Source organism: Marivivens sp. LCG002 (genome assembly GCF_030264275.1).
In the GTDB taxonomy this organism is placed as follows: domain Bacteria; phylum Pseudomonadota; class Alphaproteobacteria; order Rhodobacterales; family Rhodobacteraceae; genus Marivivens.
On the sequence record NZ_CP127165.1, the window covers coordinates 1984817 to 2007220 of the forward strand.

Annotated in this window: 22 protein-coding genes and 2 pseudogenes; 13 read left to right on the plus strand and 11 right to left on the minus strand. The window is 55.0% G+C overall.

Going from position 1 to position 22404, the window contains the following annotated elements:
* Nucleotides 1–14: 14 nt before the first annotated feature.
* A complete protein-coding gene (locus QQG91_RS09825) occupies nt 15–764 on the minus strand; it encodes an SLATT domain-containing protein (protein WP_285770051.1) in 750 nt (249 codons plus the stop codon).
* A gap of 239 nt (nt 765–1003) precedes the next feature.
* Nucleotides 1004–1102: pseudogene (locus QQG91_RS09830) on the minus strand (transposase); the annotation flags it as partial.
* A 254-nt stretch (nt 1103–1356) separates the two neighbouring features.
* Between QQG91_RS09830 and hsdR the strand changes: the two are divergent.
* From hsdR to QQG91_RS09860, 6 genes are all read left to right on the plus strand, one after another.
* Nucleotides 1357–3807 (plus strand): EcoAI/FtnUII family type I restriction enzme subunit R, encoded by a 2451-nt coding sequence (hsdR, locus tag QQG91_RS09835; RefSeq protein WP_285772340.1) that lies wholly within the window; start codon nt 1357–1359, stop codon nt 3805–3807.
* Between the two features lie 11 nt (nt 3808–3818).
* A complete protein-coding gene (locus QQG91_RS09840) occupies nt 3819–5258 on the plus strand; it encodes a class I SAM-dependent DNA methyltransferase (RefSeq protein ID WP_285770052.1) in 1440 nt (479 codons plus the stop codon).
* Entirely contained in the window at nt 5255–6979 is a 1725-nt protein-coding gene (locus QQG91_RS09845) for a restriction endonuclease subunit S (RefSeq protein ID WP_285770053.1), read from the plus strand. The genes QQG91_RS09840 and QQG91_RS09845 overlap by 4 nt, the downstream gene beginning before the upstream one ends.
* The gene (locus QQG91_RS09850) at nt 6976–7929 is read left to right on the plus strand and encodes a GIY-YIG nuclease family protein (RefSeq protein WP_285770054.1); all 954 of its coding nucleotides are present in this window, start codon (nt 6976–6978) and stop codon (nt 7927–7929) included. The genes QQG91_RS09845 and QQG91_RS09850 overlap by 4 nt, the downstream gene beginning before the upstream one ends.
* Before the next feature lie 659 nt (nt 7930–8588).
* Nucleotides 8589–9191, plus strand: coding sequence for a hypothetical protein (locus tag QQG91_RS09855; protein WP_285770055.1), 603 nt, complete (start codon nt 8589–8591; stop codon nt 9189–9191).
* Nucleotides 9188–9682, plus strand: coding sequence for a hypothetical protein (locus QQG91_RS09860; protein WP_285770056.1), 495 nt, complete (start codon nt 9188–9190; stop codon nt 9680–9682). Before QQG91_RS09855 ends, QQG91_RS09860 begins: the two co-directional genes overlap by 4 nt.
* Here QQG91_RS09860 and QQG91_RS09865 read toward each other — a convergent pair.
* Nucleotides 9642–10403, minus strand: a pseudogene (locus QQG91_RS09865) (transposase). The gene QQG91_RS09860 and the pseudogene QQG91_RS09865 overlap by 41 nt on opposite strands.
* A gap of 159 nt (nt 10404–10562) precedes the next feature.
* On the opposite strand from QQG91_RS09865, the gene QQG91_RS09870 reads away from it, so the two are divergent.
* Nucleotides 10563–10976 carry a MarR family winged helix-turn-helix transcriptional regulator gene (locus tag QQG91_RS09870; RefSeq protein ID WP_285770057.1) on the plus strand — a complete coding sequence of 138 codons (414 nt, stop codon included), beginning with the start codon at nt 10563–10565 and terminating at the stop codon, nt 10974–10976.
* A complete protein-coding gene (locus tag QQG91_RS09875; RefSeq protein WP_285770058.1) occupies nt 10973–11593 on the plus strand; it encodes a cysteine hydrolase family protein in 621 nt (206 codons plus the stop codon). The genes QQG91_RS09870 and QQG91_RS09875 overlap by 4 nt, the downstream gene beginning before the upstream one ends.
* 98 nt (nt 11594–11691) lie before the next feature.
* Here the strand turns inward: QQG91_RS09875 and QQG91_RS09880 are convergent, their stop codons facing one another.
* The 4 genes from QQG91_RS09880 to QQG91_RS09895 all read right to left on the minus strand — a co-directional run bounded on the left by QQG91_RS09880 (nt 11692) and on the right by QQG91_RS09895 (nt 15317).
* Complete coding sequence (locus QQG91_RS09880) at nt 11692–12483, minus strand: phytanoyl-CoA dioxygenase family protein (protein ID WP_285770059.1); 792 nt, start codon at nt 12481–12483, stop codon at nt 11692–11694.
* A gap of 190 nt (nt 12484–12673) precedes the next feature.
* Nucleotides 12674–13081, minus strand: coding sequence for a MarR family winged helix-turn-helix transcriptional regulator (locus QQG91_RS09885; protein WP_285770060.1), 408 nt, complete (start codon nt 13079–13081; stop codon nt 12674–12676).
* Complete coding sequence (locus QQG91_RS09890) at nt 13078–13500, minus strand: SRPBCC family protein (RefSeq protein WP_285770061.1); 423 nt, start codon at nt 13498–13500, stop codon at nt 13078–13080. Before QQG91_RS09890 ends, QQG91_RS09885 begins: the two co-directional genes overlap by 4 nt.
* An 821-nt stretch (nt 13501–14321) precedes the next feature.
* Nucleotides 14322–15317: a hypothetical protein gene (locus QQG91_RS09895; protein WP_285770062.1), complete on the minus strand. Its 996-nt coding sequence runs from the start codon at nt 15315–15317 to the stop codon at nt 14322–14324.
* A 207-nt stretch (nt 15318–15524) separates the two neighbouring features.
* Here QQG91_RS09895 and QQG91_RS09900 point away from each other — a divergent pair, with 207 nt between their 5' ends.
* Both QQG91_RS09900 and QQG91_RS09905 read left to right on the plus strand, forming a co-directional pair.
* Nucleotides 15525–15998 (plus strand): hypothetical protein, encoded by a 474-nt coding sequence (locus QQG91_RS09900; RefSeq protein ID WP_285770063.1) that lies wholly within the window; start codon nt 15525–15527, stop codon nt 15996–15998.
* 190 nt (nt 15999–16188) lie between these two features.
* Nucleotides 16189–16518 carry a DUF2322 family protein gene (locus tag QQG91_RS09905; RefSeq protein WP_285770064.1) on the plus strand — a complete coding sequence of 110 codons (330 nt, stop codon included), beginning with the start codon at nt 16189–16191 and terminating at the stop codon, nt 16516–16518.
* Here QQG91_RS09905 and QQG91_RS09910 read toward each other — a convergent pair.
* Nucleotides 16508–17407 (minus strand): LysR family transcriptional regulator, encoded by a 900-nt coding sequence (locus QQG91_RS09910; RefSeq protein ID WP_285770065.1) that lies wholly within the window; start codon nt 17405–17407, stop codon nt 16508–16510. The genes QQG91_RS09905 and QQG91_RS09910 overlap by 11 nt on opposite strands.
* Before the next feature lie 138 nt (nt 17408–17545).
* Between QQG91_RS09910 and QQG91_RS09915 the strand changes: the two genes are divergently transcribed.
* The 3 genes from QQG91_RS09915 (at nt 17546) to QQG91_RS09925 (ending at nt 19862) form a co-directional block, all read left to right on the plus strand.
* Nucleotides 17546–17968 (plus strand): DoxX family protein, encoded by a 423-nt coding sequence (locus tag QQG91_RS09915; RefSeq protein WP_285770066.1) that lies wholly within the window; start codon nt 17546–17548, stop codon nt 17966–17968.
* Between the two features lie 85 nt (nt 17969–18053).
* Nucleotides 18054–18884, plus strand: coding sequence for a 4,5-DOPA-extradiol-dioxygenase (gene ygiD / locus QQG91_RS09920; RefSeq protein ID WP_285770067.1), 831 nt, complete (start codon nt 18054–18056; stop codon nt 18882–18884).
* Between the two features lie 9 nt (nt 18885–18893).
* Complete coding sequence (locus QQG91_RS09925) at nt 18894–19862, plus strand: glutathione S-transferase family protein (RefSeq protein ID WP_285770068.1); 969 nt, start codon at nt 18894–18896, stop codon at nt 19860–19862.
* Here the strand turns inward: QQG91_RS09925 and QQG91_RS09930 are convergent.
* The 3 genes from QQG91_RS09930 to QQG91_RS09940 all read right to left on the minus strand — a co-directional run bounded on the left by QQG91_RS09930 (nt 19856) and on the right by QQG91_RS09940 (nt 22399).
* A complete protein-coding gene (locus QQG91_RS09930) occupies nt 19856–20284 on the minus strand; it encodes an RbsD/FucU family protein (protein WP_285770069.1) in 429 nt (142 codons plus the stop codon). The genes QQG91_RS09925 and QQG91_RS09930 overlap by 7 nt on opposite strands.
* Nucleotides 20285–20370: 86 nt before the next feature.
* The gene (locus QQG91_RS09935) at nt 20371–21300 is read right to left on the minus strand and encodes an ABC transporter substrate-binding protein (RefSeq protein ID WP_285770070.1); all 930 of its coding nucleotides are present in this window, start codon (nt 21298–21300) and stop codon (nt 20371–20373) included.
* 103 nt (nt 21301–21403) lie between these two features.
* On the minus strand, nt 21404–22399 hold the full coding sequence (locus QQG91_RS09940; RefSeq protein WP_285770071.1) for an ABC transporter permease: 996 nt from the start codon (nt 22397–22399) through the stop codon (nt 21404–21406).
* Between the last annotated feature and the right edge of the window lie 5 nt (nt 22400–22404).

Here is a 22404-nt window from a genome sequence, read left to right on the forward strand (position 1 = left end):
GCGTAGCTAGAAATCTATTGAGTGTTGACGGAAATAGCTGAGGCCTGATTTAACCATTCATTGACAGAGGTTATACTATAAAAGACCAAGAGCGTAACCATAATACCCGCGCAAGTCAGTAGGAATGGGCTCTTCATTGAAATTAGTGTTTTGAATGTCCCGTTAAATACGTTTGCGCGATGCTCGTCTTTAAGTGCCTTCATCTCATCTTTGTATGTGCAAAGCGTAAGCATAAAGTCGCAGTCATCATGATTGTCAACGTAGGCTGAAACTATTGCTTCATACTTTTCGGAGGCTTCACTTAGACTTACTGTCCCTGTCTCTAGCTGTCGATAAAGTGAGCTAATTTCACGTGCGCACTTGTGCGCGTCATTTGCTTTGCGCGAGTCAATTCCAGCTGGAGTAACCTGCGAAACAATTATGGCAAGAACCGATAATCCGATCGAAAGCGTCCCGATGAACTGAGCTCCTTTCGGTGTCAATTCTCCTGAGAATGCAAGTAAGTAGACCCCAAGCAGAATGGTGAGGAAAGATATAACGTTTAAAGAGAATGTTAGGTTTTCGACTCTACCGTTTAGCCGTCTTGAATAGTTAAACCTGCTGCTCTTTGTTAATTTCATCCTGCGCGACAGCTTATTTTTCAACACATCATTCTGGGAGGGAAATTCAGAGTTTTCTTCGATTACGCTTGTCAAATTACACCTAAAAATAAGCGACATGATTGCTGGGTTGCTGCAAGGACTATACTCTTCTGACTGCGCCAAGAATTCAATTCCTACTTCTTGACACGTCGTTATCGCGAGATTCTCCATAGAGTAACTGTGGAAACTATTCATATCTTTAGTGGCTGCTGTAATAAAATCGTTGGACGAAGTGCTAATAAAGCACGTGATTACTGAGAGCACTCATAAGCACTTCAACCGACGGATCTCGGCCTCCTTCCCATCGTCACTGGATGACGCCTACGCGATCTTCTTCTAGGCGAACACGGAATACGAATTGCTCCCAGACGCTCGCAAACCTGCCTGACCGGGTAGTGTCTCTCCGTGATCTGCGCAACGGCATCTCGCTTGAAATCGTCGCTGAACTTGGCGCCGCTCATAATCGGCTCGTTGCCTCAAAATTAGCGAAGAAGGCGTCCACGATGCACGGGGCTATCAAACATCCAGTTTCAGAACGATCCAGCTTCTCAGTGCAACCATACCTTGTGTCCTAACCTTTTCAATCAAAATCTCGGCAGAATTTTAGATTCTTAGAACAAAGCCCAAACGACTTGAAGCTTCAACGCCAAAGGTTTTTCTCTCACTGTCACTATTTTAAGTTGTGCGTTTCTTTGAAAGAATTAGTGTGAGCCTTATGGACAAGTGGCAACTCTCAGAGAGAGATATCTGTAGTAAGTTTATAACGCCTGCTTTGCAGAAAGCAGGCTGGGATTTACACACTCAAATTATAGAAGAAAAATCGCTGACCGATGGTCGGATTATTGTCCGCGGCAAACTAGTCAGCCGAGGGGTCCGCAAGCGGGCCGACTACGTTCTTTACCTGAAGCCTAACATACCAATCGCAGTCATCGAAGCAAAAGACGCAAAGCACGCAGTCGGCGATGGTATGCAGCAGGCTCTTACATACGCGAAGATGCTGAACGTGCCGTTCGCTTTTTCTTCGAATGGTGATGGCGTGGTATTTCATGATGCTACAGGGCTTTCACCTACCATCGAGACAGAGTTATCATTCGACCAGTTCCCAACGCCGGCAGAGCTCCAGGCAAAGTATGAAGCTTGGAAAGGTTTGACGCCTGCAGCGTCGCAGGTTGTCTTTTTCGACTATCGCGACATGGGGAAAACACCACGATACTACCAGACAAATGCAATCAATTCGGCTGTCGAAGCAATTGCGCAGGGCCAAGACCGAATTCTGTTGGTAATGGCGACTGGAACAGGGAAAACCTTTACTGCGTTTCAGATTATCTGGAGACTATGGAAGTCTGGTGCGAAGAAGAGGATACTGTTCTTAGCAGATCGTAATGTCTTGGTTGACCAGACGATGGTTAACGACTTTCGCCCCTTTGGCGGTGCGATGGCTAAACTTTCGACACACTCTAAGACAATCGAGAAAGCCGATGGGTCGATAGAGGAGCTTGAAATTGCTATCGACAAAAAACGCCGGATTAACACAGCTTACGAAATATACCTTGGTCTCTATCAAGCCCTTACGGGGCCGCTCGAAAGCCAAAAAATATACAAGGAACTGTCCCCTGACTTCTTCGACTTAATTATCGTCGACGAGTGTCATCGTGGAAGTGCGGCTGACGACTCTGCCTGGCGAGAAATCTTAGAACATTTCTCATCAGCAACCCAAATCGGTATGACCGCGACCCCTAGCGAGACCGAATACGCCTCAAACATTGGCTACTTTGGCCAACCTGTTTACAGCTACTCATTGAAGGAAGGCATCCGGGATGGCTTCTTAGCCCCGTATAAGGTTGTTAAGAGCCATATTGATCGGGATATCGAAGGTTATCGACCGACAAAGGGTCAGCTTGATCGTGACGGCAACGAGGTTGAAGACCGAATTTACAATACCAAGGATTTCGATCGCGCTCTCGTCCTCGATGACCGCACAAAGTTAATTGCGAAGCGCATCACGCAGTTCCTCAAAGAAAGCGGCAATCGGATGCAAAAGACGATAGTGTTTTGCGTCGACCAAGAACATGCAGGGCGGATGAGGCAGGCCCTGATCAACGAGAATGACGACCTGATGGCAAAAGATCATCGATATGTCATGCGGATTACTGGAAATGACAAAGATGGAATATCTGAGCTACCTAACTTCATCGATCCGGAAGCGACATATCCGGTCATTGTCACGACTTCACGGCTATTGAGCACTGGCGTCGATGCCCAAACCTGTCGGCTCATCGTTTTGGACCGCGAGATAGGTTCGATGACGGAGTTCAAGCAAATTGTCGGTCGAGGGACTAGGGTCCACGCAGATACAGGTAAGTTCTACTTTACGCTGATTGATTTCAGAGGAGCGACAAACCACTTTGCTGATCCAGATTTTGATGGTGAGCCAGTTCAGATCTATGTGCCGGCTGAAGGCAGCAAAATGGTTCCACCCGAAAATGATACTGAACCAAATGCGACCGAGCACGAACCAACTGCATTCATTGATCCAGTTTCACCTGATCCCACTCACTCTGGCGAATTGGGACAAAACGAGCCCGAACCGTTAAAACCGCGTGATAAGATCTATATCGACGGCATAGCAGTGACCATTGTCACTGAACGGGTTGAATATCTCGACGCCGATGGAAGATTGATCACCGAGAGCCTACAGGACTTTACACGCAAGCACCTAACCCGCCGCTTTGCCTCTTTGAACGACTTCTTAAACCGCTGGAGGTCAGAAGATCGCAAACAAGTCATCATTGAAGAATTGGCAGAAGAAGGTCTCGACCTAGAAGCTATTGGACATGAAATCGACGCTGAACTCGATCCATTCGATCTGGTTTGCCATGTTGCCTTCGGTGCGAAACCACTCACACGCAAAGAACGCGCAGAAAACGTGAAGAAGAAAGATGTATTCAATCGCTATGGTGAGAAAGCTCGAGTAGTCCTCGAAGCGCTTCTCGACAAATATGCTGACGAGGGCTTGCTGAACCTCGACGACTCCAACATCTTGCAGATCAACCCTTTTTCACAATTAGGAACCCCCATGGAACTCATGCGCGCTTTTGGTCAAAAGCCCGATTACCTGCGCGCCGTCCATGATCTGCAGAACGCCCTTTACGAAGAAAGCGCCTAAGAACGATGTCCATGCGAAACCTCGTCAAATCCATACAGGACATCATGCGCAAAGACGTGGGTGTCGACGGTGATGCACAGCGCTTGTCGCAGCTTGTCTGGTTGTTTTTCCTGAAAATAATAGATGATCAGGACAAGTCATTAGAGTTCACACGCGACAACTATACGTCCCCAATTCCGGAAAACCTAAAATGGCGTGCATGGGCAGCGGATCCAGAAGGCATCACAGGGGACAGCCTACTGGAGTTCGTCAATGACGACCTCTTCCCTGCGCTAAAGAACCTTCCCGCGACTACAGCGCGTGGGCGCGTGGTTCGCTCCGTCTTTGAAGACACCTACAACTATATGAAATCTGGTCAGCTGATGCGTCAGGTGATCAACAAAATCTCCGAGGTCGATTTCAACTCTCTCACCGAGCGCCAGCACTTCGGCGACCTCTACGAACAACTGCTGAACGACCTGCAGAATGCCGGCAACGCGGGTGAATACTATACGCCCCGCGCCGTGACCTCCTTCATGGTCCAGCAGCTTGACCCGCGCCCCGGCGAAATCCTCATGGACCCCGCCTGTGGCACCGGCGGCTTCCTCACCTGTGCCATGCGTCATATGCGCGACCGCTACGTCAAACGCCCCGAGGACGAGGCGCTGATGCAGGGCTCCCTCCGTGCTGTGGAAAAGAAACCTTTGCCGCACATGCTATGCACCACCAACATGCTGCTCAACAACATAGAAGAGCCCTCTTGGGTCAAACACGACAATACGCTCGCCCGTCCGCTTATCAGCTGGACCAAGGATGAACGCGTCGACATCGTCCTGTCGAACCCACCTTTCGGGGGTAAGGAGGAAGACGGTATCGAAAACAACTTCCCCCAGTTCAAGACCCGCGAAACCGCCGACCTCTTCCTCGCCCTCATTATCCGCCTACTCAAGAACAATGGCCGTGCCGCCGTGGTCCTGCCCGATGGCTCCCTCTTCGGCGAAGGCATCAAGACCCGGTTGAAAGAACACCTGCTCAAGGAATGCAACCTGCACACCATCGTGCGGCTGCCGAACTCGGTCTTCAAACCCTATGCCTCCATCGGCACCAACCTGCTGTTCTTCGAAAAGGGCACGCCCACGCAGGACATCTGGTATTGGGAACACCGCGTGCCCAAGACGCAAAAGGCCTATTCCATGACCAAGCCGATCCGGCTGGAGCATCTGGACGACTGCGCAGTGTGGTGGGGCGGCGAAAGCCGCGAGGGGCGGCAGGAATGCGACCGCGCCTGGAAGGTCTCGATTGAAGATATCCGTGAGCGCGGCTTTAACCTCGACATCAAGAACCCGCATGTGGTCGAGGTAGACCACGGCGACCCCGAGACCCTGCTGAACGACCTGACCAAGGCCGAAGCCTCGGTCGACAGCCTGCGGGCCGAGCTGAAGGCCATCCTGACCGAGGCGCTGGCGCGATGAACGCGGAACGGTTGCTGGAGGTCTACGAGCAGATCAGCGAAGCGCCGGACGCCATCGCGCGGCTGCGGCGGTTCGTGCTGGATCTGGCGGTGCGTGGGAAACTGGTGGAACAGGACGCGGGGGATGAGCCTGCGTCACAGCTTCTGGAACGGATCGAAGAGGAAAAGGCAAGAATCCTTGCGGAAACCGGCATGCGGAAACCCCGCAAGGTTGCCGACATGGACCCTGCCGAGACATGGGCCAACCTGCCCGCGAATTGGGGTTGGACGCAGATTTCGGACCTTGGCTTCATCTCTCCGCGCAACGAGGCGGATGACGATGTCGAAGCTTCATTCGTGCCGATGCCAATGATCTTCGCCGAGTATGGCGTCTCGAACGCTCATGAGGTCCGCTCATGGGGAGAAATCAAAAAAGGCTACACGCATTTCGCAGAAGGCGATGTTGGCCTTGCGAAGATCACGCCCTGTTTCGAAAACGGAAAATCCACCGTTTTCCGCAACCTGGCCGGGGGCTTCGGAAGTGGCACAACAGAACTTCATATCCTCAGACCAGTCCTCGTTGACCCTGACTATGTGGTTCTGTTTTTGAAGAGCCCGCAGTTCATCGAGACCGGCATCCCCAAGATGACCGGCACTGCTGGGCAAAAGCGCGTCTCCAGTGAATACTTCACAAGTTCGCCGTTCCCGCTCCCCCCTCTCGCTGAACAGCACCGGATCGTCGCCAAGGTCGATGAGCTCATGAAGCTTTGTGATCGGCTGGAGGAAGCCCGCAAGACGCGGGAGGAGGTGCGCGACAAGCTCACCGCCGCCAGCCTCGCCCGCCTGACCGCCCCCGAGACGACTCCAGAGGATTTCCCCACCCACGCCGCCTTCACTCTCGAGGCGCTCCCCGCCCTCACCACGCGCCCTGACCAGATCAAGACCCTCCGCCAAACCATCCTAAACCTCGCCCTCCGCGGCAAACTGGTGGAGCAGGATGAGACGGATGAACCGGTATCGGAGCTGCTGGAGCGGATCGCAGACGAGAAGGCCGAACGTGTCGCTTCTGGCCGGATGCGTACTCAAAAGCCATTGGAGCCAGTGGCACTAAATGAGCGTGAGTTTGCGTTGCCTTACAACTGGGATTGGGTTCGCCTCGGCGACGTCGTAAAGCTCTGGAATGGTTTGGCTTTCAAGAGTTCCGATTTCGGCACGGTTGGCATCCCAGTGATCCGGATTGGAGACCTAAAAGACGGTTTCGTCAACATTACTGGCGCAGCGTGCGTCTCTGAAAAGATTGCTTCACAAGCTCCCGAGGATATCTGGATACCAAATGGTGCTCTTCTGCTGGCAATGTCAGGCGCCACTACGGGGAAGACAGCTTTCAACACAACAGGTCAACCCCTTTTGCTTAATCAGCGCGTAGGTCGAATTGAGCCCTTTCAAATGAACATTTATTTCATAAGGTTGTTCTTTGAAACTGTCATTGCACGCAATCTGAGCATTTCTCTGGGTACTGCGATCCCAAATCTTAGTGCAAAGCAGATCAACGAGACACCGATTCCACTCCCCCCTCTCGCCGAACAACACCGCATCGTGGCCAAGGTCGACGCCCTCATGGCCCTATGCGACCGGCTGGAGGCCGCCATGACCGAGGCCGACACCACCCGCACCCGCCTCCTCGAAGCGCTCCTTCATGAAGCTCTAGAGCCTGGCGAAAGGACATTGGAGGCTGCAGAATGAACAGCGGTCTCCCTGAAGGCAAACGCATCCGCATCCGCTCGCTCTATGGCTTCGGGCCCGAAGATGAAGGCTATGTAGGCTGGACACAAGAAAAGGCTCGCGACACTTACCTGCAAAAGCTGAATACTGGCGACCTCATCATGATCTATGGCGCAAGTTCCGCGGAAACTGAAAAATCGCAGCGATCATACGTTCTCGGCTTCGTTGAGATAGAAGCTCGCCCCGTGCGTGATACCGACAGGTCTTCACCAATGGCCATCGAACGAAAACTGAAACGGGGCAAGTCAGACCGCTGGACCTACGGGATCCTTGTCCGGCGCGCTTGGCGTGCTGAAGAAAAAGTCATGATCTCTCGCATCGCCTTTAACTCGTATCGCTCAGACGCAGGACAGGCTTTAGCTATTCATGGCGCTGAACTGGACGAAGACGAAATCAATGAAGCGTTAAAAATTAAGGTTCGAGAGGTAAATGTGTTCGGTGAGCCGCCTGTCTCCACCGAACAAAGTGAAGCCATGCCTTTCGCTGATGTTTTCCATCCTTCGCGTGCTTTTCCTAATAGCCCAGGCAATAGAACATCCAGTTATTTGGATGGCGAAACCTTTCTATACATTGCAGGATATTCCGGAGACAGCCACTCCTTCCTTGGTAGAAAGAAAAAGCAAGGAGACAAGGGGATTGCAATAAAGATAGGCATCTCTAATGACCCTATTCGGAGGTGCTCCGAGTTGAATCTAGGTATTCCACCAGCCTCGCAGGGAAAGTGGGAGATCAAGTATAGGTCCCAGGCTTTCCCCAATATCGCTGAAGCGGAAGCAGCGGAGCAAGAATTCAAAGACAAGTCCGCTGGCAAGCTCGAAAGTCTTGGCGGGGAATTCTTTTGGGGCACTTTAGGTGATGCGGAAACACTGCTGATTTCACTGCCAGGGATGGCTCGGTTTCGAAGTAAGTGATCTGCTGCCTTTTCTGAGGGACAATTGAAGGCTGGGAGTAGACCTAACCCTCAAGGAACACAGGCGCGTCCAACTCAACTTTACTCGAGCCTAATGGTGAGTGGAGAAGATTGCCTGAATTCGAGCCCCCTCACACGATTCTCTTGATCGGTCGCAAGTAAGCCACTTGGTCCACCCTCAATTGTGGCTTTTTCGTGGCAACTTTCGCAGTCCAGCGCCTGTCGGCTCCGCTTCTCGGGTTCAGAAGCCCGCATCCCCGTCCCCGACTGTCCTATGAAAATCCCCACTTACAACCGCCCCCAGAACCGACCAAAGGCGGCAATTCCAAAAGCAATACCCGACTTATTTAAATTCAGTATTTCCCAAAAATGCATTTATTAAATAAAGCTGATCTACAATAAATAATTTCTATTTCCCTGAACCATCAGGCGGTAAATATAATTTAAATAGATAAAGCCATAAGTGCAAATGGATACAAAAATTCATTAACCGAAAACCTTTCGTTTCGCCTTAATGCAGCCCGATTTGAAAATTTATTATTGGGCATATCCAAATCAATCAAAACCCCGACCGCCCGTAACGTTCACAAAAGAGGATATCAGAAAAAAGTCAGTCGGGTCACCGGACGCAAGTTCAACGGGGCCATCGCATGTGAAAGCATGCTCGAGGCTAGTTTGGTCGCACTCGCTGAGCTTGATCCGCGCATCGTGGGCATCCGCAGCCAACCCTTTACTCTCGGGCCGGTGTCGGGACGGGTTTACCCGAACCGCGAGGCGGCAAACGATGAACCCGCCCAGCCGCGCATCGAAGATGCTCCACGGCAGAGGCGGCTCTACACGCCCGACTTCGAGCTCACCTTGCGAGATCGAAGCAAGGTCATCATCGAGGTCAGGCACAGCGGGCTTCTGTTGCGTTCCGGTGATGCCTCCACCCTCCCCGCCATGCTGAGTGCGCTCGGACATACGATCAGGATCGTGACCGACGAGCTTTTGCACGGTGCAGCCGTCTACAATGCAAAGTTCCTCAAGAGCTATCTTGGGAGCGAGCCTAGCTCCGACCGAGCGGCTATCCTTCACTTTGCACGTGAGCCCATTTCCCTGCGCGACCTTGCTCAGGTTTCACAGGCGGAGGCATCCGCCCTGCTGGCTCTCGTAGCCGCAGGACACCTTCGGTGTGACCTTCGCACTGCACGATTGACCCAAACGAGCACCGTCTGCGCCTCAAACAATCAAAACGACTATTTGGAGCTGATCCCGCTATGAACCCGCAATTTGTCAAATTTTCAGGCGCGACATTTGAACGAAATGGGGCGCATTTCAGAATTACGGGAATGAAGGGCGATGTCCTTTATGCCGAGGGCGATGACGACGCCATTCTCTCTATCAACCCCTCCGAGCTTCGTCTTCTCGAAGCGTGCGGGAAGCTGGCTTGGGCACAAGGTGAGAAACCCCTTATTCACAATTCGACTTCCGAAACGGTTCGGCTGCATCTCAGTGAAACAAAACAACTCGTCCTCGCAACCGTCGCATGCCGCAAGAATTCCCTGAGTTGGAAAGAAACCATCGAGCATTTTGAAACCCACTTCCCGACCTTTCGGCATGTCGGCATTCGACGTCTGCAACAGCTCATCAAGTCCTACGAGGCCGAAGGCATCGGAGTGCCTTTGTTGCAGAAGTCGGCTGATAGACTAGCTTCCCCTTTTCTCCGTTACCTTATGCCACGCGTTCGATCTTGGCTTGGCCGAGCGCATTGAAGCGGTTCATGAGGGCAATATGGATATGGATATCGGCGGACTGGCGGTTGGGGTCTCGTGATGCGATCCTCTCTCCGAAGATTTCGAGGCCGTAAATCTTGGCCTCACAGCGATTTCGGACGTGCTAGCCCGACCAGCACTTCTCGATCGGAAGGATCACGGTGCCGATCTCCGGATCTGGTGGGATCTGGTCTGGGAGGTCCGGCAATACAGGACTGTCGCGCTCTCGGCCTGACGTGAGTTCCACCGCCTAGATGCCGCGGGAGCTTGTGGCCATCGCAAGATGGACCTTGCGGTATTGGCGTCTGCGGTGGGTCACATGCTTGCCGCGAGCCACTCTCCATTCCCAAGGAACTTCATCGCTGTGCGGTCCACCAACAAGTTGAGGGGACCCGCCCCCAAGCGGCTAGAAATCTCGACGGTGATGGTCTTTTGTCTGCGGCTCAGGGTGGAAAAATCTGGAATGGGCCAATCCAGCCCCGCACTACTCAAAATACTGAACACCATTCCTATTGTCTGCGGAAGCGGCAAGCCAAAGAGCACGTTCACAATCAAGCAAAACCAGATCGCCGCATCGCGGTCTTCCATTGTGCCCTGCCTTCGGCGCGGGCTACACCATATCTTTATCTGGGCAGACCAGCAGAGAGCTGCAACGCTTCAGCGCTGTGTCATAGGATTTCAAGTTTGTCGTGCAGTGGCGGGGAGAGGTAGGCTTGCTCACACTGAGCGGCTTAACGCGGCAGAGTCACACTGTGAATCCTCTCAGTGAAGACATCTGCGACAATGCAGATGTCAGCCCCATCAATAATGACATTGCACTTGTCAATTTGACATGTATAGTGTCATTATGAAAGCAGAGCAATTACACCAACTGATTTGGATGTCACGTCCCTTGATGCAGGCTGCAGAAGCCTGTGTCGAAGCGGGGTTGGTCGGAACCAACCTGACTGTCCGCATGCGCGCCGTGCTGGAGATGCTCGAAAAATACGGAGAGCAGACCGTTCCGGAGATTGCGGCGAGGCTCGAAATCCAACGGCAATACGTCCAAATCATGTGCAACGAGACGCTGGCCTCGGGCCTGATCGAGCAACGCCCGAACCCCCGCCACAAACGCTCTCCGACCCTGGCGTTGACCGATCACGGTCGCACCCTGATCAAAGAGATAATTTCGAACGAAATGAAGCTCATGCACAAGATCGGTGCGAATTTGAGCAGCGAAGACATTTCCACCGCGCTTGAGGTCGTGCTCGCGGTGGCGAACCGATTGAAAGCCCAAGCAGGAGAGAATGAATGACATTCGGCATTATTACGGGGGCTGCTGTCTTGCTCCTCATCCTCTGGCTCGGCAACGGCATCAGGCGCATAGGCGCGGTCAGTGTCGGAGAAAAGATACCCGACCGAGCCGGGGCTGCACTTCTGCTGATTGATCTCCAGTCCGTCTTCTGGGATCGCGGCCCCTACCCGAAGTCCGCACGAGACGCCGCCGAAGCCGCCATTCTTGCCGAAGCAGAAGCCGCGCGCGCGCAAGGCGATCCCATCATTGCCGTGCGTCAGGAATGGTCGATCCCGTCGACCAAGGTCGTGGCAAAACTGGCTATGAAAGGGCAAGCGCTCGAGGGTAGCGAAGGCACCGAAATCGCTGAGGCTTTCAGGTCCCTGCCCGACCATGTGCTTGTCAAGCGCGTGCAGGATGCTTTCGAAACGGGCGAACTCGATACACTTTTAAAGCGCCTCGACATCGGCAAGCTTCGTATCGTCGGACTGGACACGAATTACTGTGTATTAAAGACGGCGCTTGCTGCCAGCAACCGAGGCTATGACGTCGCAGTCGTGAAGGCAGGAAGCCTTGCTGCCGCGCCGACAGACATCGCTGAAAAGCAGATGGTGTCGGCAGGCGTGGCCGTCTGCTGATTGAAGGCTCGACTTTGAGCCTAAACAGCGGCTTCCAGCCCTACTACGAGATTGGCATCAAGGCTCCGGAACCGACTGGTGGCTCCGGAACCGTGCCCTTAGGTGGTCAACCCGCAGGCCTGCCGGATGGCGATCTGGACAGGAGAAGGTGCAAGCGTTGGATCAAATTCCATGCTTGGCACCAAGGGCGGCTGCGCCATGAAGCGCGGCGCGGTCCCACGATGCGGTTGCGCTGCATGAACCAGAAAGGGGTGGCACAGGTAAACCGTCCCCGCCGCTCCGGTCGCGAGAGCTATCTCGCATTTTTCTGTGGAAGCAAAGCCATCGGCCGAGAGCTGCCTGAGTGTGGCACCGGCCTTGCCATAGGGTAAAAGTTCACGGGCAATGGTGGCGTGCGACCCCTTGCGTAGCAGCGTTGGGGCATCCTCAGGTCCGACATCCGAGAGCAGGAAAAGCATCAGCAGAGACCTTCCACTGCTTATGACGTTCGCCCGCCATTCCATGAAGTCAGGATTCTCGGTCCCGAAGCTTACGTCTATATGCCAGCCGTCATCTTCCGCGCTCTTGCGCGACGGAAAGCGGATCGGGAAAGTCCCGAGCCCCTGAGGGGCCAGCCATCGGCCGTCACCGACAAGAGCATCATAGGCCGCATGCAAGCGCGGCGTATTCGCTGCAGCCACGAAAGATGGAGTTGACTTCCAACCGACGCGAACGACCGGTTCGGTCCAGGTCTCGGGGCGGTCAGGGGAGAGCCGCATATCGGCCCACAACTCGTTTCTGCAATCTTGAGCAAGGGTGCGGCTGAAGGCATCCTCGACCCTGACAAAGCCGTCATTGATAAAAGTTTCGACCTGATGCGGGGTCAGGCCGATTTCTTGGGAATTGGACATTTCACGTCCTCCTTAGCGGCTGTCGCCCAGCGACGCCGTTACGATTCAAAAGGCGCCTAAGCGCATGCGACGAGGTTCGCTCAGAATCGAGGAAAGAAGACAGACATAAACATCATGTGAACTTCAGTATTTTAGCTAATGGGAAAAATCAACGTCAGCGCCGCGAGCGAGCTCTCGATATCATACAGAGTTACGAAAAGAATGCTCGGTCAAACTCTTCCACGATCGGCATTGCCTTTTCCAAAAGCGTCCGCCCCTTTTCCGTCACCTGCACATGTTTTGCGCGGAGATCCGTTGAAGCCATTCTTCTCTCGATCAATTCGCTCCGTTCAAGCCTGGTCGCTATCTGAGAGATATGCATCCGATCCATCCCGAGAAAATCGACCATCTCTTGTTGGGTCACCTTTTTACCCTCTCGGGAAAGCCATGCGCACACAGCCAGAACAGCGAATTGCGGTTGGGTGAGGTCAAGTGGCCGCAAACGCGCATTCAACTCGCGTTGCCAGCGCATAAAGTCACGCCACAAGGTGAATCCGGGGCTAAGTTTCGGCTCGGAAAACGCGGAAATCCGCTCCCAATCTGGTTTATCATCACTCATGCGACTTGAGCCTTGGCCTCGCAGGCGTGCTTCAGTCCTTCAAGCGTGTCAGGAAGGCCGCGCGCAATGCCCCTTGCGATCAAGCTCCTGAACAGCGGGGCCAGCGCACCGGAAAAGCTCACCCAATGGGTAACGCGGGTTTGGCCATCTTCCTCGGTCAATGCATGCCCGAAGCGCACGCGGCATAGGGGCAACGCGCTTTCGACGATAAATGAAGCATCTTGTTCGATCGCGACCAACTTGATTTTTGCCTTCGGGCCCTGACGCGGCTTCAACCACCCGCTCGCCCCCTGCACGAAGGCGGGTAGGTAGGCATCGACCAATTCGCTATCCCATGTCGGCCAAGAGGCCACGTCGGCGTATAGTGTAAAGACTTGATCTTTCGGAGTAGCGACGCGGATAGAGTGCGAGATGTCCATCAAATATCTTTCTATATTGTAAATACGTTTACAATATACGCAAAGTGTAAGAAAGATGCAAGCCGCGATGGCCTCGGCCCGTGGGATCGGGGCTTCGAGATCAAGGTGCGCTTGGACAAGGGCCTCGTTTGTGGCCTGCCATGTGGTGATGATAGCCGCAGCATTTGGCGCTTTGCTTGCGCTCTCATGAGGCTCTTCGAGGACTTCAAGGACCTCTTCGGGTTCTCTTTCAATCCCCTCGTCCGTTGGCCTGAAATCGCCTTTAACCCGAAGGCGAGCACGATAGGTTTCGCCCGCACTGCTGTATTCACTTATGTTCATCTCTCCTCCCTTTCGATCGAGCACGATCAGGAGGTGGGTCGCAAACTTTGCGAATGTGTGAAGGGTTTCGGGATAGGCTGTTAGTCGGTCGCTACAGGCTCTTTCTTTTGCGGCTTTATCTTCAGAGAGCTGAAAGCATGTGCGCAGGTCCGCTCATGAAGATGCAAAAGCTGACTTGAAATGAGGATTTTGCGGGCGACCTCAACGTTACTTCTACTTTTTAGGGCACTCCCTTCTCGGCAATCCGAATGGGCCGTTGGGGTGGAAATGATAGGGGCAAGCCCCCTTCCCCACTGGCTTTCCTGGGCAGAAAGCCAAACGGATTAGGCGTATCGGGCACGCACACCAAAAGCTCCTGAGAAGAGCCTTCGCAGGAGGGACGCGGATTTGACAGACATGCCGAGAGGCCCCGAGACCTCAGGGCACAAAACAACGCCGGAGTCTTCTCGGGTAACGCGCAAGGGCATGTCACAAAATGGAATGATTTGGACAGGTGGGATTTAGGAACGGAAAGGCGGCCCCCTGCTCGTGACCTCGAAACCGAAGGGCGTTTCCCCTGCCAGACTGGACAAAACGGTGTGCCTCAACTTCGCATATTCTGCTTGTGCCGCCCTTTCGGAAACTAGCTTCAGCGCGGCGTTCCGAGCGCGGCCTGACCAATGCTTTAGGTCCGAGCGATCAGGCTCTACTTCCTCTACCGAAGCGCGCGGCGTCTCTGTCTCCGTCGCAATATCGACCGCCTCTTCCGACTGTGCCCGCCGCTGATACTCGCGCAGGCTCACAAGCTGCATCGCCCTGCGCTTCAGGTCGTTCACAAGGACCGGCCGCACCTTTTCCTGCGCGTGCTGCTTTCGCTGGGCAATGAGCGAGGCGCTCGACTTCACCAGTTTTGCACCTTCGGTCGCCTCGTCGAAATCCGTGATCGCGTCCTTTCTCCAACCGATCAGATGCACCATCTCGTGGGGGACGAAGGCCGCTTCACGAAGCCCGCAGAACCCGTCGACGAGTTGCACCTTGAACCCGAGCGGGGCGAGCGCCTGAGCCACCTCTTCGATCAAAGCCCTCGGATCACAGCCCTCATCGAAACCGACCACAATCCTAAGGTCCTGCGCCACCCGACCTTCCCTCTCCAGCGGCACCTCGGCAATCCTCTGATGCACAAACACGAGGCGCAGATCGAGCACCGCGATGGCCTTCGCCGCTTGCCGACTTAATGCACGTCGGCCCGTATGCAGTGTGCGGCTTTCGAGGATCGACGGGGTCTCGAGCGAGAGAACGAGGGCCTGCAGGTTTGGATTATCAGCCCCCGCGAGCGCAAAGCTCACCCCCTCGAAATTGGTCTGCACATAGGCCCGAAAATCCGAGTAAAGGCAGCGCGAGTGGATCCCCTGCTCCGGCAGTGCGATGCCTCTTGCCCCCCGCGCCTCTTCGATTATCGCGCGGATAAACGGCTCCGCGTGAAGCTGCGTGGCGCTCGCCTCTGACCATTGAACCATCTTGCTCTCCTTCGACATGACCTGCCGAAGAAGATGTGCAAAGGCTTGCAAGATACGGCTCCTGCGCCCAACATGCGGCCTATCGTGTTTTCAGTTCGTATCACGCGCAAATAGCAGCGACGGCGGCTCTAGGATCGACAAGCAATCCGCAAATTGCGCTAAATTGCCAAGCTATGGTCACAACATTCATTGAGAAAGGGCAGGGAGATGAAAATAAGGAAACACTTGCTTCGAGCCGTTCTCGGCTCCGCCCTTGTCGCCAACGGCACGCCTCTTTTAGCTCAAACGGTGACCCTTTCCGAATGTGACTGGCAAAGCAGCGCGCAGAACCTGCCCGAGCCATGGGAGGCGCATACGCGCAGTTTTGCAAACGGGAATGTTCGGCTCGCTTTGCTCGACACGATCGAACCCGCTGTCGGCTGGGCTTGGCTTATGGTGTTGTCTCCACCCGAACAGGACTGGGGCGGACGGCAATGCCGCCTTCTCGGGCTCGAGAGCGCGGGGTTTGCAGGGATGGATTTCTCCAGCCTCACTGCGGAATATGACCCAGCCATAGGTCTAATGTTTTCAGTCAACGTGCAATGGTATGACTTCGCTCTAGGCCAAGCTCGGCCTGCCTCTCTTTGGTTTAGCCTCAACCAGTCCACCGGCGAGATCAACCCCCAGCTCCAAACCGATTGAAGGGGCACCTTTAGACGGCTCGGCCAACATCTGGGCAATTGAATTCGCGAACTGGTTTACAAAAAGCGAACGACATTCCGCGCCAAGTGAAAAGTTTTGAGCCCTATATCTCGCCGGAGCACGGTGCTATCAAAACCGTCCAAGCACACCCATCGCGTTTGTCGCGTAACATTCTACAAAGGCCGCCAAGATGATCACTGCCACCTCTTCTTTCAAAGACAACCTTTCACTTTTGCCGTCGATCGAGGGTGTGGTTCGGCTGGATTTGATCGATGAAAGCGGCGCGGTCGTTGCGAGCATCGACAACCAACCCGGAAAACAAGGCTCGCTTGCAGTCTATCAGTATCTTCTCGCCGAATTCGGCGCGCTCGACGCCAAAGCTGCCATGCACGGGCTAGAGGTTTTCGCCGAGCATACCGAAGACGCAAAGAACCGCCCCGGCGCACATCCCAATATCGACCGACTGCTCGAGATTGCAGGCGGAGCGCCCGCGTTGCGCATCGAGGTCATCAAAGTCTAGGACCCAAGGTCTTGATATCCTGCGCAGCAAAGTCGATCAGCGCCCTGATCTTTCGTGGAAGCGTTCGCCCTTCGAGGTAGACCGCGCTCACTTGAACGGCTTCGCTGACATAGTCTTGCAGCAAAGGCACCACCGCGCCTTTGCTCACCCTATCCTCGATTGCAAAGCTCGGCACATATGCAATGCCGAAACCGTTGGCAGCAAGCTCGACTGCTGCGCGCGCGGAGTTTACCTGAAACCTACCCTGCACTTCGACGATGAAGTCCCGCTCGTCGCGCCTGAACCCCCACCGCCGTGGCGCTCTGCGGTTGGTGTCGAGGATACAGGCGTGCTGCGCCAGATCTTCGGGCGAACAAGGGACGCCGTGCCGTTCAAGATATTTCGGACCAGCGACAAGCACCGAGAGCATTTCGCTCAGCTTGCGAGACTTGATCGAGAGCATATCCGTCCGTCCGATCCGAAAGGCAACGTCGATGCCGTCACTTGCCAGATCAACGAATTCGTCCTGCAACCTGAGGTCAAAGGTCAAAGCGGGATTGGCTTCGGCAAAGCGCGCAAGCATCCCGCTGACATAGGTTTCGCCGAAAGTGACGGGCGCGGAAATACGGATGCCGCCCGTAAATCCGCGCGACCGCTCGGAGACTTGCGCCAAAAGCTCGTCCAAATCCTCGAGCAAGGCTGGTGCGCGGGCCAGCAGATCCTCTCCCGAAGGAGTGAGGCCCACCTTGCGCGTTGTCCGTTGAAACAGACGCACCCCCAACCGCGCTTCAAGCTCGGCCACATATTTGGATGTCAGTCTATTCGAGACCCCGAGTTGATCCGCCGCAGCCGTAAAGGACCCCGTTTTGGCGGTGGCCACAAATGCCTTGAGCTCGTCGACGATGTCCATTTGGCCCCATTAGGAATGATTTGAGGAAAGTCATTCAACGATAACACCATTTCACGTGGTAATCATAGTCCCTAGGTTCAGGTCACAGCAAACAGGCGCAGGCCCGATGGGCGGCGCAATTCCTTTTGGAGACAGTAAATGACCACCAACGATACCACCGCCTATGGTGCAACCCTGCTTCGTGTGACCAGCGGCGCGCTTTTCCTTGCGCATGGCCTTCTTAAAGTGAACGTTTTCACGATTGCGGGCACCGTCGGCTTTTTCGAAAGTCTCGGCCTTCCTGGCTTTCTCGCCTATTTGACCATCGCCGCTGAACTGATCGGTGGTCTTGCCCTGATCGCGGGCGTTGCCGTCCGCCTCGTCTCGCTTGCCTTGATCCCAGTGCTGTTTGGCGCGACTTGGGTTCATGCGGGCAATGGCTGGCTCTTCTCGGGTGAAGGCGGCGGTTGGGAATTCCCGCTGTTCTGGGCCGTCGCCCAGATCGCTATCGCGCTCTTCGGTGCGGGCGCCTTTGCGCTTCGCATTCCCGCAATCGAGCGCCGTTTGGGCCAGTTCGCCTAAACCACCTTCGACTTTGAATCGCGGGCGCATCATGCATAGTCCAAGTGATGCGCCCCTCCGAGATTTGCCATGAAAGGCCGCCGACATGCTCAAGACACGCACCCTTGATGACCTGAAGTCCCTTCTTGCGCCTTCTGACCGCATGCCGATTGTCTTTCTCGGACATGGCAGCCCGATGAACGCCATCGAGGACACCGCCTATAGCCGCGCTTGGAGCAAGCTCGGTCAAAGCCTTCCCCGTCCAAAGGCGATCCTTGTCGTTTCGGCACATTGGATGACGCGCGGCACGACCTTGGTCGACGTCTCTGCAATGCCCAAGACGATCCACGACTTTTACGGCTTTCCCGATGCGCTCTTCGCGCAGCAATATCCCGCGTCAGGCGACCCCGCTCTCGCACGAGAGGTCGTAACCCTTTTGGCCAGCCATCACTCGGCTGAAGACGACACTTGGGGGCTTGATCACGGGGCTTGGACGATCCTCAAGTTTCTCTATCCCGATGCCGACGTGCCTGTGTTTCAGGTCTCTATCGATATGGGCCGAGGCCTTGAGCACCAGATCGAAATTGGACGCACCCTGTCCGAACTTCGAGACCGCGGCGTCCTGATCCTTGGGTCGGGCAATGTGGTGCACAACCTTCGCGCTTTGCAATGGAGCCCAAAGGCCAAGCCTCATGACTGGGCGCTTGAGTTTGATGCGATCTTTGAAAATCGGCTTACCGACCGCGACTTCGGCGCGCTCGCCGACCGCAAGGGACTCGGCTCTCTTCTTCAAATGGCGCACCCTTCGCTGGATCACTATATGCCCACCCTCACAATCGCAGGGGCGTCGGACGACCGAGACGATCTCACCTTTATGACCGACACAATCGATATGGGCTCCATCTCGATGCGGTCTTTCGTATTTCACGCCCGATAGGAGACGGCGATGCTCGTAGACGGCAAATGGACCGAGGACTGGCAGCCCGTCCAGAAGGCGGATGAAAAAGGACGCTTTGTGCGTCAGGTTTCAAGCTTTCGCAATTGGATCACCCCTGACGGAAGCGCAGGACCGACAGGGCGCGACGGCTTCAAAGCCGAAGCGGGACGCTACCACCTTTATGTCGCTTACATCTGCCCTTGGGCCTCGCGCACTCTGATGGCGCTCAAGCTCAAGGGGCTTGAGGAAATCATCTCGGTCACTGTTGTAAACCCCGCTTTGGGCCCGCAAGGCTGGGAATTCGGCGGCTACGAGGGGGCCGGCCAAGACGCGCTCTTCGGCGCGAAGTATCTGCACGAAATCTACACCCGAGCAGATGCGACATTCACGGGCCGCGCGACGGTTCCCGTTCTATGGGACAAGACGCAGAACGTTCTGGTGAACAACGAGAGCGCAGATATTCTGCGCATGCTCGACACAGCCTTCGAGCATCTCGCCCCCTCGACGTTCCGTCTCTATCCCCAAGCGCTCGCAGAGCAGATCGACGCCTTGAATGCCGAGATTTACGACAGCTTCAACAACGGGGTCTATAAAGCGGGTTTCGCCACCTCGCAGGAGGCCTATAACGAGGCGGTGGACGGCGTGTTCAAGATGCTGGACAGGCTCGAAGAACGTTTGACGGGGGATTACCTCTTTGGGGACAGCCTCACCGAAACGGATATTCGCACCTTTGTGACCCTGATCCGCTTTGATGCGGCCTATCACGGTCTCTTCAAATGCAATCGCCACCAGATTGCCGATTACCCTCGGCTTAGCGTCTATATGGAACGCATCTTGGGTCTCGAGGGCATCTCTGCCACCGTCAATATGGACCACATCACCCGAGGCTATTACGGGATAAAAGCATTAAACCCGACAGGCATAAGACCGGTCGGGCCAAAGCACATCGACGAGATGCTCGGACGGGTCGGTCAATAACCGACAACGCCCTTGCGCAGGATCACATTGGCATAAAAACGAGGCTCGCTCGTCGCGATGATGGCATGGGCCGCCTTGACGCGGGCATAAAACTCGGCGGGCGCCACGGGCACGACAGAGTGGGCAGGCTCCAGCTCGGCAACCACAGCCTCGATCTCGGAGTGAACCGCGTCGGGCTTGTCCGGTGTCTTTGCGTTCACAGCGCGAAAGATCGCTTCCGGCACGGCTTCATCAATCGGAAGAACGGACAATACCGCGCGAAGGACGGGCACAACCCCGTGACCATCTGCTCTCACAAGACGTTTTGCGTCGGTCAAAGCAGGATAGTTGCCATCCACTATGGCGATTTCGTCGCCATGACCCATCGCACGTAAAACAGCAAGTAACTCCGGCCCAAGCAATGGGTCGATCCCTTTAAGCATCGGTAATGTCCTGAATTCTAAAGCTCTGGCGGTATTGCCAAAGAGGGTCCTCCCCCGCCACAAGGGCGGAGGAGGAAAGGCCAAGATTAGTCGTAAAGAACCGCTGCGATGTTCGCATCGTTCATGTTCGACGCATCATACCAGTAGAAACCGGTGTCGATCACGGTCGGAAGGGTTTCGCCCTTGATCGCCTTGGCAAGCGAGTCAACCACGCACTCGCCGATGCCGACGGGGTTCTGGGTGATCGAACCGATGAGCGAGCCGTCAAGGATTGCGTCCTTCTGGGTCTTGCCCGAGTCAAAGCCTACGCCAGCGATCTGGGCGCCGGTTTCCTTGATCGCAACAGCAAGACCGATGGCTGCGCCTTCGTTCGAAGCAAAGATACCCTTGAGGTTCGGGTGTGCCTGCATAATCGTCTTGATGGTGTCGGCAGCCTTCAGAGCGTCGTTTGCATACTGAACGTCAACGATGGTGATGTTGGGATAGTTTGCAGCGATCTCGTTGAGGAAGCCGTCACGACGACCGATACCCGTTGCCGAGGTCTGGTCGTGGATCACGGCAGCCACTTCGCCTTCACCGCCGATGGCTTCGGCAAGGCCCTTGGCAGCGCCGGCAGCAGCAGCAAGGTTATCGGTGGTGCAGGTGGTGAGCGGAAGATCCGAGTCAACGCCCGAGTCGAATGCAACGATCGGGATGCCTGCGTCAGCAGCTTTCTTCAGCGCGGGAACCTGTGCCTGGCTGTCGAGAGCAGCAAAGCCGAGGCCCTGGGGCTTCTTGGCGATGGCCGCGTTGAGAATGTCGGTCTGCTTGTCGATTTCTGCTTCGGTGTTCGGACCTTCGAAGGTGATGGTCACGCCGTTGGCAGCAGCAGCGTTCTCAGCGCCGAGCTTCACAGCCTGCCAGAACTGGTGGCTGAAGCCCTTTGCAATGATCGGGAAATACACGTCTTCTGCGAAAGCAGGTGCAGAGAACGCGGTGGTCGCGCCGAGTGCGGCAACGAGAAGGGTCTTTTTCATCTGGATACTCCCTGATTTAGATGAAACTCATACTCAATAAGGCTCTTGTTAGGGTGTTGGTTTTGCCTAGCTTTTGCCTCTCATACTCCTCCCAGAGTAATTCTTACGACTGCTTGCGCAGCACGATGTCGATGTAGACGGCCACGATGATGATCAGGCCCGTTACAACGATCTTCCATTCTTCCTGAACGCCCATCACCCGCAGACCGTTGGTCAGAACGCTCATGATGAATGCGCCGATGATGGTGCCCATGACCGTGCCGCGACCACCCGCAAGCGAGGTGCCGCCGATCACAACGGCTGCGATAGCGTCAAGCTCGTAGCCAAGGCCAAGCGCGGGCTGCGCCGAGTTGAGGCGGGACGACACGAGAAGACCCGCAACACCGCAGATCATACCGCTGATCCCGTAGGTGATGATCTTCCACTTATCGACGACAACACCCGAAAGACGCGCGGCTTCTTCGTTGCTCCCCAGAGCAAAGATATAGCGGCCAAGGATCGAGCGGTTCAGCACGATAGAGGCGATGATCGCAACTCCAAACATGATGAATACCGAGTTCGGCATCTCGAGACCCGGGATCAACAAAGAGATCGAGCTCTCGGGGGACAACAGCCCATAGTTCGGCGTGCTGTTGAAGTAGATCGGCTTTGCACCCGAAAACACCAGAGCAAGACCGCGCGCGATCTGCATCATACCAAGGGTCGCGATAAAGGGCGGGATCTTGAGCTTGGCAACGGCCACGCCCGACAGAGATCCCATGAACCCGCCGAAGGCAATCGCGCCCGCGATCCCGACAGGAAGCGGCATCCCCAGATTGGTCAGGATCAGCCCCGAAATCACCGCTGTCAGCGTCATCATGGTGCCGACCGAAAGGTCGATGCCGCCCGAAATGATCACAAAAGTCACGGCCACACCAAGCACACCGTTCACAGCGGTGGCCTGCATGATGTTCACCATATTGCTCCAAGCCGCAAAGTTCGGTGCAAAGATGCTAAAGAACCCAAGCAGAATGATGAGCACAACAAAGGCCACCGCCTTTTGGAGGAAGGAGCTCGTGATGACTTTGTTGGTCGGAGCTTCTTGTGTGGTATCGGTCATTGGAT

Bases quoted from the DNA above. Each gene is read 5' to 3' on its own strand.
- QQG91_RS09880 (WP_285770059.1), bottom strand. From the start codon at position 12,483: ATGTCCAATTCCCAAGAAATCGGCCTGACCCCGCATCAGGTCGAAACT.
- QQG91_RS09940 (WP_285770071.1), bottom strand. From the start codon at position 22,399: ATGACCGATACCACACAAGAAGCTCCGACCAACAAAGTCATCACGAGC.
- QQG91_RS09870 (WP_285770057.1), top strand. From the start codon at position 10,563: ATGTCACGTCCCTTGATGCAGGCTGCAGAAGCCTGTGTCGAAGCGGGG.
- ygiD (WP_285770067.1), top strand. From the start codon at position 18,054: ATGCTCAAGACACGCACCCTTGATGACCTGAAGTCCCTTCTTGCGCCT.
- QQG91_RS09855 (WP_285770055.1), top strand. From the start codon at position 8,589: ATGCTCGAGGCTAGTTTGGTCGCACTCGCTGAGCTTGATCCGCGCATC.
- QQG91_RS09840 (WP_285770052.1), top strand. From the start codon at position 3,819: ATGCGAAACCTCGTCAAATCCATACAGGACATCATGCGCAAAGACGTG.
- QQG91_RS09905 (WP_285770064.1), top strand. From the start codon at position 16,189: ATGATCACTGCCACCTCTTCTTTCAAAGACAACCTTTCACTTTTGCCG.
- QQG91_RS09885 (WP_285770060.1), bottom strand. From the start codon at position 13,081: ATGAGTGATGATAAACCAGATTGGGAGCGGATTTCCGCGTTTTCCGAG.
- QQG91_RS09860 (WP_285770056.1), top strand. From the start codon at position 9,188: ATGAACCCGCAATTTGTCAAATTTTCAGGCGCGACATTTGAACGAAAT.
- QQG91_RS09900 (WP_285770063.1), top strand. From the start codon at position 15,525: ATGAAAATAAGGAAACACTTGCTTCGAGCCGTTCTCGGCTCCGCCCTT.
- QQG91_RS09845 (WP_285770053.1), top strand. From the start codon at position 5,255: ATGAACGCGGAACGGTTGCTGGAGGTCTACGAGCAGATCAGCGAAGCG.
- QQG91_RS09875 (WP_285770058.1), top strand. From the start codon at position 10,973: ATGACATTCGGCATTATTACGGGGGCTGCTGTCTTGCTCCTCATCCTC.
- QQG91_RS09930 (WP_285770069.1), bottom strand. From the start codon at position 20,284: ATGCTTAAAGGGATCGACCCATTGCTTGGGCCGGAGTTACTTGCTGTT.
- QQG91_RS09890 (WP_285770061.1), bottom strand. From the start codon at position 13,500: ATGGACATCTCGCACTCTATCCGCGTCGCTACTCCGAAAGATCAAGTC.
- QQG91_RS09895 (WP_285770062.1), bottom strand. From the start codon at position 15,317: ATGGTTCAATGGTCAGAGGCGAGCGCCACGCAGCTTCACGCGGAGCCG.
- QQG91_RS09915 (WP_285770066.1), top strand. From the start codon at position 17,546: ATGACCACCAACGATACCACCGCCTATGGTGCAACCCTGCTTCGTGTG.
- hsdR (WP_285772340.1), top strand. From the start codon at position 1,357: ATGGACAAGTGGCAACTCTCAGAGAGAGATATCTGTAGTAAGTTTATA.
- QQG91_RS09935 (WP_285770070.1), bottom strand. From the start codon at position 21,300: ATGAAAAAGACCCTTCTCGTTGCCGCACTCGGCGCGACCACCGCGTTC.
- QQG91_RS09910 (WP_285770065.1), bottom strand. From the start codon at position 17,407: ATGGACATCGTCGACGAGCTCAAGGCATTTGTGGCCACCGCCAAAACG.
- QQG91_RS09850 (WP_285770054.1), top strand. From the start codon at position 6,976: ATGAACAGCGGTCTCCCTGAAGGCAAACGCATCCGCATCCGCTCGCTC.
- QQG91_RS09925 (WP_285770068.1), top strand. From the start codon at position 18,894: ATGCTCGTAGACGGCAAATGGACCGAGGACTGGCAGCCCGTCCAGAAG.